The organism is Vagococcus sp. CY52-2 (assembly GCF_022655055.1).
In the GTDB taxonomy this organism is placed as follows: Bacteria; Bacillota; Bacilli; order Lactobacillales; family Vagococcaceae; genus Vagococcus.
In genome coordinates this window covers 1,468,569-1,484,187 of sequence record NZ_CP093384.1, presented here as the reverse complement: position 1 = coordinate 1,484,187, position 15,619 = coordinate 1,468,569, and the positions used below count along the sequence as shown (strand labels likewise).

Genomic DNA, 15,619 nt, shown 5'->3' with positions numbered 1-15,619 from the left:
GGAAGATGATGTCAATACATGATGTGACGAATATTTACGTGATAAATAAAAAGGATTAAACACTGAGTTTCTTGAAAAGTATGCTTATTTTTATGATAAAAGATTTAAGCAAATATGGCGTTTAGAAGCAAGTGTGTTCTTTCAAAATTGAATCAATGGTATTTATCAACAAACGCCATATGATTGGATTTTATAATATAAGGTTTTTTCTGAAAATAGTAAGTAAATTAACATGTAAAGTTGTTTGCTTTCCCATAAGTATGATAAAATGTGCTATGTTTTAAATTTATCATTCGTTAATTCATAATGAACAGTTACTATAGATGAATTAACTTAAAAGGAGAGAAGTATGTCAAATCAAGAGGAAATTATAGTTGAAGATAGCAATCAGTTAAATCGAACGATGACGTTCTTTCCTGCTTTATCTACCGTTATGGGGACTGTTATAGGTGGAGGAGTGTTTTTCAAAGCAGCTAGTGTGACGCAATCAACTGGATCAGCTAGTCTAACGCTAATGTCATGGTTTTTAGGCGGTGTGATTAGTATCTGTGCAGGATTAACAGCAGCAGAACTATCGGCTGCTATCCCAGAAACAGGTGGAATGGTGAGATATATTGAACGGGCGTATGGTAAGTTATGGAGCTTTTTATTAGGATGGGCATTAATCATTATTTATTTTCCAGCCAACGTCGCAGCTCTTTCTATTATATTCGGTACCCAGTTTAAAAACTTATTTGGTTTATCCCACTCAGTGATTGTACCAATAGCTATTTTAGTTGGTGGTTCCATTATGTTGATTAATTTTTTAGGAGCCAGAGCTAGTGGAATATTTCAATCGATTACATTGGTTTGTAAGTTAATACCACTTGCCTTAATTGTGATTTTTGGATTACTGAGACAAGGTGACGTAAGCGTCAGTTTATTTCCAGTAACCGCAGGGGCACAAACATCTGGATTTTTCCCAGCGTTAGGAGCAGGGCTTCTTGCTACTATGTTTGCATATGATGGTTGGATTCATGTGGGAAATATATCAGGGGAGTTAAAAAATCCTGAGCGAGATTTACCAAGATCAATAGCCGGTGGATTGTTTGGTGTTATGGTGATTTATTTATTAGTTAACTTTGTTTATTTAAAAAGTTTACCCATCGAATCATTAGCAGGGAATGAAAATGCTGCGATGGATGTATCAAAACAAATATTTGGAGACTTTGGTGGGAAAATTGTTACAATCGGAATTCTAATTTCTGTATACGGTGCAATTAATGGCTATACAATGACTGGTATGAGAATCCCTTATACTATGGGATTAGATAAACAATTACCATACTCAAATCAATTAGCAAAATTAAATCGTAATAAAGTGCCTTTTATTGCAGGACTTTTTGAGTTAGCAGTAGCAGTTGTCATGATGTTATTAGGTGGATTTGATATTTTAACGGATATGTTAGTATTTGTTATTTGGATTTTTTACACATTGGTTTTTTGTGCTGTGATAAAACTTCGTAAGAAAGAACCTGATTTACCAAGGCCATATAAAGTTCCGTTATATCCATTTATCCCCATTATTTCCATCATTGGGGGAGTATTTATTCTATCCATGACGTTGATTAATCAATTATCTCTTGTCGTCACAGGTTTAGGACTAACAGCTTTAGGTATTCCATTTTATTTATATGCGAATAGAAAAAAAACTAGAAAGTGAGAGGCTTTCTAGTTTTTTGATTAATAAGAGTAACTTATAGTGGGGATTTATTTTTTTTAATATCTATCTGGATATGTTATGGATAACTTGATTATTTTATGATAAACTATTTTTAGGTAACGGTTTCATAAAAATAGGAGGTCTGATAGATGGAAACAATAAAAGTAGGTATCGTTGGATTAGGGAGATTAGGTAAGGTTCACGCTCACAATTTAAACGATAAAGTAGCTAATGCCACATTGTATGCTGCATGTAGTCCCGTTTCAGAAGAGCTAGAGTATGCTAAAAATAACTTAGGTGTACAAGTTACCTATACTGATTATGAAGAGATGGTTAAAGATGAACAACTTGATGCGATTTTTATTGTGTCACCATCAGGATTACATTGTTCTCAAATACAACTTGGATTAAAACATGGAAAACATGTTTTTTCTGAAAAACCAATCGGACTTAATATTGAAGAAATTAATGAAACGATTCAAGTTATTAATCAATACCCAAACCAAAAATTTATGCTTGGATTTATGCGACGCTTTGATACGGATTATATGTATGCGAAAGAACTTGTTGATAATGGTGAACTGGGTGACGTAACATTAATTCGTTGTTATGGAATTGATCCAAGTGAAGGTTTAGAAAGTTTTGTTAAATTTGCTGGAGCAAGTAATAGTGGTGGTTTGTTTGCTGATATGTCAATTCATGATATTGATTTAGTTCGTTGGTTTACAGGTCAAGAAGTAAGTAAAGTTTGGGCAATAGGGAAAAATGCTGCTTATAAAGAACTTGATGAAGTGGGAGAACTTGAAACAGGAGCCGCCATGCTCCAGTTAGCTGATAATACTATGGGAATATTAGTAGCTGGTAGAAATTGTCATCATGGGTATCATGTTGAAACAGAATTAATTGGAACAAAAGGCATGCTGCGTATAGCACAAGTACCAGAAAAAAATCTAGTCACTATTATGAATGAACATGGCGTTGTTCGGCCAACCTCACAAAATTTCCCAGAACGTTTTTCTCAAGCCTTTATTAATGAAGCAAATGAGTTTATTGAGTGTATTCTAACTGATAGACAGCCTAGTATTAATGCAATTGACGGATTAGAATCGACAAAAGTAGCACTTGCTTGTAAAGAATCATACGAAAAAAATCAACTAGTTACAATATAAATACAACAGAACAACGCCCTTGAAACATAGTGTTTCAAGGGCATTGTTTTGTGATATCTCATTTACAATTCTCCTGTTAAAAACTGCGCTTTACCAAATGCAAAGCTCCAATCTTCATCATCATTAACAACTAAGTTAATCATAACGTCTTCTTTTCGAATGCCTAATTCATCATTTAAAGCAGCCACTAAATTGTGGTAAAATTGTTTTTTTTGTTCAGTTGTTCTGGGGCGAGTAATAAGACTAAATAGAAGCACATCTTTTGTTCGTTCAAATCCTAAACCAGTATCTAATATTTGCATTTCATATGGTTCGTGTTGGTTGACTATTTGGTATCTATCGCCCACAGGTGCATCAAAGGCTTCTAACATCACTCTATAGGAAATTTTTAGAATTTCTTCTATTTCTTCTTGTTGTCGTCCTTTTATCATATCAATTTTCATTAATGGCATTAAAAAATTCCTCCCATAACTTAGTGATTAAAGTATCTCAAATTTAACCAACATAATCAAATTAAATGCACTAGTTTAGTAAAAGTTAATCAAAAATATTTCTTTTATACTTAAAAATATATGGTTAGATATAAAAAAATATATATTATGATTTGACATAAATGTATAAAAGTAGTATGATTTTTCCATAGAATGTGAAAAGTTAAACAATAGATCGAAAGTAAGTGATGATAGTGAATATTGAACGTTTTATAGAAGCAAGGAGACAAAAAGGGTTTTCGCAAAATGACTTAGCAGAAAATATTTGCACGCAAGCAACGTTAAGTCGGTTTGAAAATAACTCTCAAGTTCCAAATTTAAAGATACTAATTAAACTGTGTGAAAGATTGGATTTACCTTTGAGTGAGTTGTTTCCTAAAGTTGGAATTCGATACACTGATGTAATTGAAATATTAAATCAAGCAGAATTTTTATTAATAACCAGCGAATATCAAAAAGCAAAGAATTTAATGGAAACAATTGATATTTGCAAAATCGAAGACAATGATATTTTGTTGAGGTATCATTATTTGACAGGTTTTTTAATGGTTTTTCAACATGCTAAAATTACCGATATTTTGTTTAATTTTGATCAAATTTTATTAGACAATGGAGAAACTGAAGATATCTATCATCTACTGGCTTACACTGGAATTGGGATGGTATTTGCCAGAGAGAATGATGTGGAAAAAGCAGAGTTTTATTTTAATAAAGTGTTGGAAAAAATCTATCGTTATCCTATAAAAAAAGTAGAAGATACTTGGCGAGTATTAAATATTGTCTATCAATGTGGTGAGTTTTATGCTAGCATTCATGAGCTCGAGGCTAGTAATGTTTTATTAAATTATGCGATAAAAATATGCTCAGATAATCACGTGACGTATTATTTAGCTCGTGCTGCGGCACAGCTTGCGCAAAATGCAATAGAAGAAAAGAAAGATAAAAATGACATTTTAGAATTAATTTACGATGCGAGAGCTTATGCCAAAATTAATCGTAATGAGATTAAGTTAAAAGAGTTAAAGCAATTAGAAATTGCTGTTAAGAAAGGATTGTAGGCCATGCAAAATAAAGTGGTCAAACAATTACATTTGATGGGAACAGTAATAGATATTACTGTAGTAGGAAATAAAGCGGAAGAAGTAGTTGAGAAGACAGTTAGAATGCTAGAGTATTATGAAAAAATGTTTAGTGCTAATGACGATACTTCAGAATTAATGAAAATAAACTTTAATGCTGGAAAAACAGATACCATGGTTTCTCCTGAGCTATACAATCTTATTTCCCTAGGCAAGTATCATAGTATTCAGGATGATAGTTTTTTAAATATAGCGATTGGCCCTTTAATAAAAGAGTGGAAAATTGGGTTTGAAGGAGCGTTAGTTCCATCAAAAGAAGTCATTGAAAGTCTATTAAGAAAAACCAATCCAGAAAAAATTATTTTAAGTCCTAATACACATAGTATTTATTTAGAGGATAAACAAATGGAGATTGATCTAGGTGCATTAGCAAAAGGATTCATTGCTGATAAAGTAGTTGAGTATTATAAACAACAAGATATAACGTCGGCTATTTTAAATCTTGGTGGTAATGTGGTGGTCTATGGAGAAAGTCATCATCCAGATGGTTATTTTAGAGTAGGAATCCAACATCCAACAGAACCACGCTCTCATTGTTTAGTAACTATTCAAGCTAAAAATGAATCGATTGTGACGTCTGGTATTTACGAAAGAACGCTAACAGTTGGAAAAACAATCTATCATCACATAATTAATCCAAAGACAGGATATCCAATCGAAACAGATGTCGCTAGTTTGACGATTATTTCTAAACGATCAGTTGATGGAGAAATATGGACAACACGTCTATTTGGTAAAAATACTAAAGATATTATTAGTACTGTGAATCAACTTGATGCTATTGAGTGTGTTGTTATAGATAAAACAAATAAAGTATTTACTTCAGAGATGATTAAAACAAAACTAATGTAAAGAGAGGAAGATTTTTATGGATAAGTATATAGCGATAGTAGGGACAAATTCTGATCAGTCAACAAATCGAAAATTATTGTACTTTATTAGAGATTACTTTAAAAACGAGGCAGATATTGAAATAATCGAAATCAAAGAGTTCCCTATGTTCAATAAACCTGACGATGGAAATTTACCAAGTATTGTAAAAGAAGTAGCGCAAAAAATAGAAGAGGCAGACGGTGTCATTATCAGTACACCGGAATATAATCATGCCGTTCCTGCAGCATTAATGAATGCATTGAATTGGTTATCTTACAATATTTACCCATTTGTGGATAAACCAGTTATGATTACAGGAGCTTCATATGGTACGTTAGGTTCATCAAGAGCACAAAGTCATTTAAAACAAATGCTTGATTCACCTGAGTTAAAGGCTAGAACAATGCCGAGTTCGGAATTTCTATTAAGTCACTCACTTCAAGCTTTCGATGAAAGTGGAAAATTAGTAGATGAGGATCAAATTCAAAAATTACATAGTCTATTTTTAGACTTTAAGCATTTTGTCTATATGACCAATCAATTAATGAGTGCTCACAAACAAAATAAAAAAGAAGCAGAAAACTTTTCATGGGAAAATATTTAAGGAGGAAGTCAAATGAAACTAGTAGGAATTGTAGGATCAAATGCTGATAAATCATATAATCGTACGTTGTTACAATACATAAAAAAACACTTTTCTGATAAATTTGATTTAGAATTAATCGAAATTAAAGATGTTCCATTGTTTAATCAAAGTAATGATCAAACAAATACGCCAGTGATTCAGTCAATAAACCGTAAGATTTTAAATGCAGATGGGGTTATTATTGCAACACCTGAACATAACCATACAATACCAGCCAGTTTAAAGAGTGTATTAGAGTGGTTATCATTTAAAATACATCCACTAGAAAACAAACCAGTAATGATTATTGGTGCTTCATACTATGACCAAGGTTCTTCACGAGCTCAATTACATTTACGACAAATACTTGATGCACCAGGTGTTCATGCTTTAGTCATGCCAGGAAATGAATTTTTACTTGGAAAAGTACGCGAAGCTTTTGATGACAATAATGACCTAAAAGACGCTAAAACTGTTGAGTTTTTAAGTAATGTATTAGATAAATTTTTACGATATGTTGAAGTAATATCTGAGTTAGAAGGAACGAAAAAGCCTGAACTGGAAAAAGAAGATTTATATTGCGAAGGGTCAATCGATACCACAATTGATGGAGTTGACAAGGGAGCTGATGACTGGGTTGAACAAGCATCAGAAAAAGTTCAAGCAGTAGAAGGTGATACTTATGTCAAATTAAATCGTGGTATATTAACGGTTAATCAGTTAAATCATTTCTTTGCCTCAATGCCTATGGAATTAACCTATGCAGATAATAATAATCAATTTTTATATTATAATTACACAAAAGAAGATAAAGATATGTTAGCCTCACGTCATCCAAGTCAAGTAGGGAACCCTCTAGCCTATTGTCATCCAGAAAAAGCATTAAACGGTGTGAATTGGGTTGTTCAGCAGTTACGATCTGGAGCTCAAGATTGCGTAAGAGTACATGTTCCAACACATGGACCAGATAAATTTGTTGTACATAATTATCAAGCAATTCATGATGATGAAGGAAATTATGCTGGCATAAACGAATACATATTAGATTTTAAACCAATTGTTGATTGGTATTTAAAACAAACAGGTCAAACTTTAACACCAGGAACAGATACAGTCAGTGGAGCTTCAGAATCTTCCAAACATACTGGTTCATCTGATGCGGATGCAGTTTCAAGTGCGTCAAAAACAGAATAATAACTAGACAGTAAAAGACTAAGATGTCCTATCTTGGTCTTTTTTTTGTTCGCAAATAGTAAAGTTACTAGTATAAATTAGTTTATCCTATTGAAAATGAGAAAAAAGTTTATCATAATGAGAAAAACTTAATAAATAATAAACAATATTTTAATCTTATTGTTGTTATTAAATAATCAAAGGGGTAGGTAAATGAAAAAGTCGGTTGTTAAAAAATCTGCAGTACTTATGAGTAGCTTATTATTGTTGTCCACGCCAATTTTAGATGCAACAATTGTATTGGCACAAGAAAATGAGAAAACTAGCGACAAGCAAACAGGGAAAAAGCAGATAGAAGAGAGTTTGAAGAAGTATTTATTGGAGGAAAATGCTTCTGCAAATAAAGCGTATTCTAAAGACTTTTACGCTAGAGTCAACGAACAATTAAAAAAAGATGGGTTAATACAGGAAAAATCATCAGAAACAAAAGTTGATAATAGTCAGCGTATTAGAGTACTAATTCAACTTGATAAAGAAGTGGCTATTGATCATGTTGATTTACCAACAGGCTCTAAGTCTTCTGTTCAATCAATTGAAAAAGCGACAGAAAAAGTAGTAAAAAAACAATCGTCTTTAAAAACTAAAATTGAAAAAATATCCGGCTCACAAGCTAAACGATCATTTGGTTATTTATTAAATGGTTTTTCAATTGATGTCAAAGTAGGCGATATTGAAAAAATTGAAGCGTTACAAGGTGTCATTTCAGTCACACCAGCACAAGTTTTTTATCCAACAGATACGCATGCGAATGCTATTGCTGAGGTTCAAAAGGTTTGGGAAGAAAGAAAACTTCATGGTGAGGGAATGGTCATTTCAATCATTGATAGTGGAATTGATCCGAGTCATAAAGATTTGTTTTTATCTAATCCAGAGAGTGGCGTGTTAACAAAGGATAGTATTAACAAAATGGATAAGGGTTCTTATTTTAGTGAAAAAGTCCCATTTGGTTATAACTACGCAGATGGTAGTGATGATATCGTCGATGTGGGTGATGCTGGGATGCATGGACAACACGTTGCAGGAATTGCAGCATCAAATGGTGATGTACAAGGAGTGGCTCCAGAAGCACAATTACTTGCAATGAAAGTTTTTTCAAATAATAAAAACATTCGTGGGTGTTATAGTGATGATGTCATTGCTGCGATTGAGGATTCTGTCAAATTAGGAGCAGACGTTATTAACATGAGTTTGGGTTCTGTTAGTGCTAACACTGATCCAGAAGATCCACAAAATCAAGCGATTAAACGAGCGAGTGATGCGGGGGTTATTTCAGTTATTTCTGCCGGGAATAACAGTGTTAGTGGAACAAATGACATGCATGATACACCAAAAAATTTACTTGATACTTCAGATATGAGTACTGTTGGAAGTCCTGGTGTAACGACAGAGGCCTTAACAGTTGCTTCATCTGAAAATTCGATTGTGACAATGGAAACGCTACAGGATAAATTAGGACATGCTGTTTTCAATTCAGTACCTGAACTAACAGATGGATCTACCACTATTTTTAGTAAAGTAGAAACAAATTATGATGTATTAAATAGTGAGCGTCAATTAGTTGACGTAGGTCTTGGACGAAAAGAAGACTACACAGACGATATTAAGAAAGCACTTAAAGGAAATATCGCTTTAATTAAACGTGGGGAAATTTCTTTTACCAATAAAGCAAGATTAGCTAAAGAAAATGGAGCTGTTGCTGCTTTTATCTATAATAATACAGATGGTGTCGTTCAAATGTCTCTAGAAGATACTGAATATCCAACGATTGGTCTGTCTGATGTAGATGGAGAAGTATTGCTTCAAATCGCTAAAGATAAAAAGCCTGTTGCTTTTACGCTTGGGAAGGCAGAAGTTGATAACAAAATGTATGGTAAAATGTCTGATTTTAGCTCATGGGGACCAACACCTGAATTGAATTTTAAACCAGAAATTTCAGCACCTGGTGGAAATATCTACTCATTAGCTAATGGTAATAAATATCAAACAATGAGTGGGACGAGTATGGCATCACCATTTGTTGCAGGGTCACAGGCATTGATTTTACAAGCAATTAAAGAGAAAAAATTAAATTTAAGTGGAAAAGAATTAGTAAAATTTGCAAAAGACTCAGCTATCAGTACCTCTGTGCCACTGCTTGATGTGTCACATACGAAGGAAATTATTTCACCTAGACGTCAAGGTGCTGGTGAAATAAACGTGGCTTCAGCTATTGAAAATGAAGTAAGTCTTCATTACACACCAACTAAAGATTCAACCATTGCCTTAAAAGAAATTGGTCGCTCGACAACTATCAATGTCACATTAACCAATCATGGAGAAAAAGAAAAAGAGTTTACTGTTAATGATTTTGGTGGGGTATACACTCAAGCAACAGACGCTAATAAAGAAATCTACGATACGAAGATTGAAAAAGCATCTCTGTCAACAGAGAATCAAACCATTAAACTTGCAGCTGGAGAAAGTAAAGAAGTAGTATTCCAGTTAAGTTTGCCTTACTCTTTTGAAGAGCAACAATTTGTTGAAGGATTTATTGGTTTTGATGGCGTGGATACGCCAAATCTTGTGATACCTTATATGGGATTTTTTGGTAAATATTCAACTGGAAACACAATTGATCCATTAATTTACCAAGATGGACATAGTGCTCCTACGGCGTCAGGTTTTTTAGCAAGTAATAATAACTTTATTTTAGGAATGCTTAAAGATGATCAAGGTCAATCAGTTGTTTCTCCTGATGCGATGGCCATCTCTCCTCAAAATAAAGATAACATTCAAGATTATAGTATTCCTTATTTATTTTTCAATCGTAATTTTGCTAAAGCGACTTATGATATTGTAGATGATAAAGGGGAGACGATAAAAGAGTTATATATTGCTAAAAACGGACGAAAAGATTTTTACAATACAAGTTCTGGAAAATGGACAACTCATGTCGTATCTCAAGCAAAATGGTCAGGAACTCAATACGATAAAAAATCAGGAAAAGAAGTATTAGTTCCAGATGGTCGTTACCAATATAAAGTTACGGTATCATCACAAAGTGATAATTCCGATCAAGTAACGTATATCCCAGTCACAGTCGATAATACAAAACCTAAGATAGAAAAAGTTGAGGTAACAAAGTCTGGGAAACTATTAGTAGATGCAAGTGATAAGTTATCGGGGATTAAGCAAGACGTTGTAGCATTAAGCGTCAATGGCAAGAATTACAAAGTAGCACTTAGACAGATACCACAAGGTGAGGAAAATGCAGGAAAATATGAAACGGTTCAAAAAATTTCAAGTGTCTTTTCACCAGGGAAAAATCAAATCATTCTTGCATTGAGTGATCATGCAGGTAACGTTGAATTTTCTTCAACAATCGAAGAACAAGGGAACCAAGATAATTTATTAATGTACAACGTGTCTCCAAATCAAACCATTAGCCAAAATACAGCAGGGTATAACAAAGAGGACAGCACGTTTACTTTAATAGGAAGTTATGCAAAAGATACGTTACTTTATGTGGATGGTATAGAGGTTAAAACATCAAATAAAGGATTATTTGAAGTGAAGGTTCCAATTACTAAAGACAAGACGGATTTTAATTTTACTTTAGACAAAGAAGGAAATGAACCTTTAGGAACATTATCTGTAAAAGTAGATATCGAAGCACCAATTATTCAAGTGCAGGACTTGACAGATGGTGTCATTAATACAACAAAAAATAATTATACAGTAACTGGACAGATAACAGATGCAAAAGAAGCTGTCATATATGATCCAAAAGAAGATGTTTCAACGCCACTGACATTAGATAATGGGGCATTTTCATATGATTTATCGCTTGTTTACGGGGATAATTTATACTTTGTTATTGCGGCTGACGATGCTGGTAATGAATCCGTTCAACAAGTTGTTATTCACTCATCTGGCACGACAAAATTAGATGATACTTTCATTAAATTTGATAATATCGAATCAAGTTTATCTATTATTAATACAGAGAGTCCTGGCTATGACAAGGAAAATAAAGTATTAACCATAACAGGTAAATTAGCTTATCCAGTTAAACAGTTTACATTAAATGGAGAGAAAGTTGATTATGATCCAGCGACATTAGCGTTTAGCTACCAAATGAAAAATATTTCAACAGGTTCTTATCGATTAACTGCTTATGCACAAGATGATGATTTAAATAATGGTCGACCTGTTGTTAATTATGGCTATACGATTTGGGTAGATGACAAATTACCAACATTAACGTTAGACAATGTAGAACAAGATGAGTCAGGAAAACTTGTAGGCTTTACTAATCATAATCCATATGTAGTAAAAGCAACGATTACAGATAACTTAGCCGGGTATAACTTAAGTATCAATCATAATCACGTTCACACTGATTCAGATTATGATGTGTTTAATGAAGCATTTTTTGCTAATCGACCTGCTGTTGATGTAGCGTATAAAGTAAAAATATTACCTGAAGAAACATCAAAAATGACAGCAACGCTAACAGATTTGGTTGGGAATAAACAACAGTTAGATTTTGATATTCATCATCATAAAGATGAGGCTATTAGTGCGCCAGAGATTACGTCCAATGAAACCTCATTAACCAATAAACCAATTGTTCTAACACCAAAAAATAAAGAGTCTGTCATTAAACACGCAGGGAAATTCAGTGCACCAGAGTTATATTATTCAACTGATCAAAACACTTGGACACTTGTGCCAGATACGATAACGGTCAGTGAAAATGGTGATTATTTCTTTAAATACAGTGACAAATATGGCAATGAATCTCCAGTGACTCATACAGCAATTCAAACTATTCGTTCTGAAGTTAAAGCTCTTCCAACGGTCTCATTAAGCTCATATGGAGGAAAAGAAAAGCAAGTAACAGTTACTTTAGGTATGACGGCAAAGGATGAGCATACAAGTATTAAGTATAGTTTGGACGAAGGGAAAACATGGGAAGATTATAAAGATGCTTTTGTTGTAACAAAAAATAGTGTGCTACAAGTGAAAACGGTTGATACAGCATCTAATGAAAGTCCAGTATTTTCTGAAAATATTATGGTAAAACCATCATCTGTTGAAACGACTGACAGTGGTACACAAACAGATTTACCAACTAAAAAAGAAGATGAATTAACGAAGGATAACGATAAAAAAGGAACAGACTCTGATGATAAATCAAAAGAGGGAAATCCACCTTTTGAAAAAAACAAAGATAACTCAGAAAAAGATAAAGAAGATAAAAAATCCGAAAATAGCGTGATATCGCAAGCACCTATTGGATTTATTGATGGAAATATAAATAAATATAGCGCTACATCAAATCAATCATCAACACAACATACGCAACAAGGCTCTAAAATAACCAAAGCGTTACCTAAAACTGGAGAAGTAGAGAATAAAAAAGTATTTATTTTAGGATTGTTAATGTTGTCATTACTTTCTATTAGTTGGTTTGGTAAACATAAAAGAAATAAAAAAAATAGTTAATACATGAAAAAGAAGAAGGATGGGAAGCCCTTCTTCTTTTTTAATACTTTTCAAATAATCTAGCATAAAATGAGAGTCTTATTTATTATTGTGGTATAGTTATATCATAAATACTATAAAAGTGGGGAAGATGTCTTTATGATAAAAGCAGTTGTCAAACAAATTGGCGAGCATTCAATGGATGCAAAAGATGAAATGATTATTTTATTTGGAGAAAAAGTAACAAATGAATTAGAAAAATTTTCTGTTATTCAAACAATTGAAACAGATGAACCGTTTAACATTGAAGTTGGTGGGACTATTTCTTTTGATGATCAAGAGTACCATGTTGTAAAAATTGGTCCTATAGCTAATAGACAATTAGACTCTATGGGCCATGTGTCATTAATGTTTAAAAGTCCAGAAGGAATGGACGAATTATCTAACGCTATCTATTTAGAACCATATACATTCCCTGTCATTAATGAAGGGACTATTATTACATATCGTTAGGGGGAAAGTAGTTGAAAGTAAAAAAAGAAGGAAATACCAAATCTTTATTTTATCGTTTATTTTTAAATAATAAACTTATTACTGGGTTAATGGTTATATTGCTCGTATTATTAATATTATTAGTGTTTACACAAGTATCACACTTATTTACACCAGTTGCACAATTTTTAGGTATTGTTGGTGTGCCAATCATTATATCTGGATTATTATATTATTTATTAAATCCAGTCGTAAATTTTTTTGAGAGACGTGGTATTAAGCGTGTGTATACGATAAGTGCTCTTTTTATTACCATTCTAGGTTTAATTATTTGGGGAATTGTCATCTTGATTCCTAAAATTGAATATCAGACCAAAAGTTTTGTCACAGAATGGCCTCATTATTGGGATATTATTGAACAAAAGACGACAGAATTTTTGGCTCTCCCAGCTTTAAGTGAGTTTAGTGAACCATTTGAAAAATATTTTAATGAATTAATCACATCCATTAGTAGTTTAGCTAGTTCTGTTTCAAAAACAACATTTAATAGTCTAGGTAATATTGTGGGAGCTGTTGCGAATGTTGTTGTTACTACAATTACTGTTCCATTTATTTTATTTTATTTATTAAAAGATGGAAAACAACTTGTACCATATATTACCCCCGTAATACCTACTAAAATGAGAAAACCAACGCTGAAAGTGTTGGAAGATATCAATAAGCAATTATCTTCTTATGTTAGAGGTCAAGTGACAGTTGCCTTTGCAGTAGCTGTTATGTTTATGATTGGTTTTAGTGTAATAGGATTGGAATACAGTGTGACGTTAGGTATCTTGGCTGGTGTACTAAATCTCATTCCTTATATTGGTTCAGCTTTAGCAACTATCCCAGCAATTGTTTTAGCGTTGGTAAATGGTCCTAAGATGTTAATAGCTGTGATTATTGTTTTTGTTTTGGAACAAACCATTGAAGGTAGAGTCGTATCGCCACTTGTTTTAGGTAGTCAATTAGATATTCATCCTATTACCATTATTTTTGTATTATTATCAGCTGGTAAACTATTTGGTGTACTGGGCGTTATCTTAGGGATTCCTGGATATGCGGCCATTAAAGTTATCGTAATACATTTATTTACTTGGTACAAGGAAGTGTCAGGATTATACGAAGAAGAAAAAGAGGATACAACGTTAGTGTAATAAAAAAGTCACCAATTAATGATATTGGTGGCTTTTTTCTATTGTTAAAGAGATTTTAATATTTATGATAGCATTTTTCACATTTAGTTACAAAAAGAGTCATAAATAAATGATTTAATAAGAGTGCTCTTAGCTAAGAAATATTTTAAAGAATTTTTAAACGTAATATGTCATTCATCAAATTTATATGAGTTGTTTTTTTAATTTTAATTTGTTGTTACACTAATCAAAAAGTATTTTTTAAATGATTAAATATAATTAAAATGATAAAAATTCGGTCATAATGTGTGGAAAATATCGATGTTTTAGATAAATCCATTTATAAGAATAATGTAACTTTGGATGGGTAAGTTTATGGACATGAATACTTTTGGGCAATTCACTAAGTAAAAATTCTGGAACAAAACTGATACATTGTTTAGTCTTTATAAGTTGTAAAAGTAATTTAACATCTGTACAGCTTGTTATTTGTTTTTTACTATTAGTAGTAAGATTTAACCAAATAACAAGATCCCTATAAAGTTCTTCTTCTTTATGCAATGGTAAAATGATATCTTTTGATTGATTAAGAATTTCATTCATTGTCCAATGTTTGTCATAGTTTTCAGAGTAAACGAGGTAAACAGGAACCGTTTCTTTGTGAGCTATAGTATATTCTTTTTGATCAAGAGTGTAGTGAGTCAAAGCTACATCAATTTGTCTTTCATCTAGCCTTTCTTTTAATGTGAATTGATCATTTTGAAAAAAATTGAGTTTAATATCAGGATATTTTTTTACATAGTCTTTAATATTTGTATATAATACTGTGGATAAGAGTGAATCCACTCCGATGTTAAGGGAGCCTAGAGTTCCTACTGTACTATCGTGAATACGTTGTTTCGCTAAGTTGATTTGCGCAATAATAGATAACGCCTCGTTATACATAATACGACCACTAGGGGTAAGATGATGTTGTTTTTTGTGACGTTCAACTAAAATGGTCCCTAATTCAGTTTCTAATTGTTTTAGCATTTGACTTAATGCTGATTGAGCAATATTTAATTTTTTAGCAGCGTCGGAAATCGTATTTGCTTCGGCAATTGCAACAAAATAAGTTAGCTGTCTTATGTCCATGTGATTTCCTCCTTTCTGATTATAAAATAATTAAAAAATGAGATTATTCTAATGATATCAAAAAAAGAGATAAACGTCATTACTAAATTAAATAGAAAATAAATTTCTTTGTCATTG

The 15,619-nt window shown here is 32.5% G+C and carries 11 protein-coding genes; 9 read left to right on the top strand and 2 right to left on the bottom strand.

The genetic code is table 11. The features are described from left to right. Positions 1-349: 349 nt before the first annotated feature. A complete protein-coding gene (locus tag MN187_RS07265) occupies positions 350-1,702 on the top strand; it encodes an APC family permease (protein ID WP_241699203.1) in 1,353 nt (450 codons plus the stop codon). A 149-nt stretch (positions 1,703-1,851) separates the two neighbouring features. After that, entirely contained in the window at positions 1,852-2,871 is a 1,020-nt protein-coding gene (iolG, locus tag MN187_RS07260) for an inositol 2-dehydrogenase (protein ID WP_241699202.1), read from the top strand. 62 nt (positions 2,872-2,933) lie between these two features. Here the strand turns inward: iolG and MN187_RS07255 are convergent, their stop codons facing one another. After that, on the bottom strand, positions 2,934-3,323 hold the full coding sequence (locus MN187_RS07255; protein ID WP_117973163.1) for a tautomerase family protein: 390 nt from the start codon (positions 3,321-3,323) through the stop codon (positions 2,934-2,936). Positions 3,324-3,550: 227 nt separating this feature from the next. On the opposite strand from MN187_RS07255, the gene MN187_RS07250 reads away from it, so the two are divergent. The 7 genes from MN187_RS07250 (at position 3,551) to MN187_RS07220 (ending at position 14,389) form a co-directional block, all read left to right on the top strand. Next, on the top strand, positions 3,551-4,420 hold the full coding sequence (locus tag MN187_RS07250; protein WP_117973162.1) for a helix-turn-helix domain-containing protein: 870 nt from the start codon (positions 3,551-3,553) through the stop codon (positions 4,418-4,420). 3 nt (positions 4,421-4,423) lie between these two features. Continuing rightward, a complete protein-coding gene (locus MN187_RS07245; protein WP_071456437.1) occupies positions 4,424-5,353 on the top strand; it encodes an FAD:protein FMN transferase in 930 nt (309 codons plus the stop codon). A gap of 16 nt (positions 5,354-5,369) precedes the next feature. Beyond that, positions 5,370-5,978, top strand: a complete 609-nt coding sequence (locus MN187_RS07240) for an NADPH-dependent FMN reductase (RefSeq protein WP_117973161.1) — start codon at positions 5,370-5,372, stop codon at positions 5,976-5,978. Between the two features lie 12 nt (positions 5,979-5,990). After that, on the top strand, positions 5,991-7,193 hold the full coding sequence (locus MN187_RS07235; protein WP_117973160.1) for an NADPH-dependent oxidoreductase: 1,203 nt from the start codon (positions 5,991-5,993) through the stop codon (positions 7,191-7,193). A gap of 192 nt (positions 7,194-7,385) precedes the next feature. After that, entirely contained in the window at positions 7,386-12,722 is a 5,337-nt protein-coding gene (locus tag MN187_RS07230) for a S8 family serine peptidase (RefSeq protein ID WP_242093703.1), read from the top strand. 138 nt (positions 12,723-12,860) lie between these two features. Further along, positions 12,861-13,214 carry a PTS glucitol/sorbitol transporter subunit IIA gene (locus MN187_RS07225; RefSeq protein WP_117973158.1) on the top strand — a complete coding sequence of 118 codons (354 nt, stop codon included), beginning with the start codon at positions 12,861-12,863 and terminating at the stop codon, positions 13,212-13,214. Between the two features lie 11 nt (positions 13,215-13,225). Further along, on the top strand, positions 13,226-14,389 hold the full coding sequence (locus MN187_RS07220) for an AI-2E family transporter (RefSeq protein ID WP_233519178.1): 1,164 nt from the start codon (positions 13,226-13,228) through the stop codon (positions 14,387-14,389). Between the two features lie 258 nt (positions 14,390-14,647). Here the strand turns inward: MN187_RS07220 and MN187_RS07215 are convergent, their stop codons facing one another. Further along, complete coding sequence (locus tag MN187_RS07215; RefSeq protein ID WP_117973157.1) at positions 14,648-15,502, bottom strand: LysR family transcriptional regulator; 855 nt, start codon at positions 15,500-15,502, stop codon at positions 14,648-14,650. Positions 15,503-15,619: the final 117 nt, after the last annotated feature.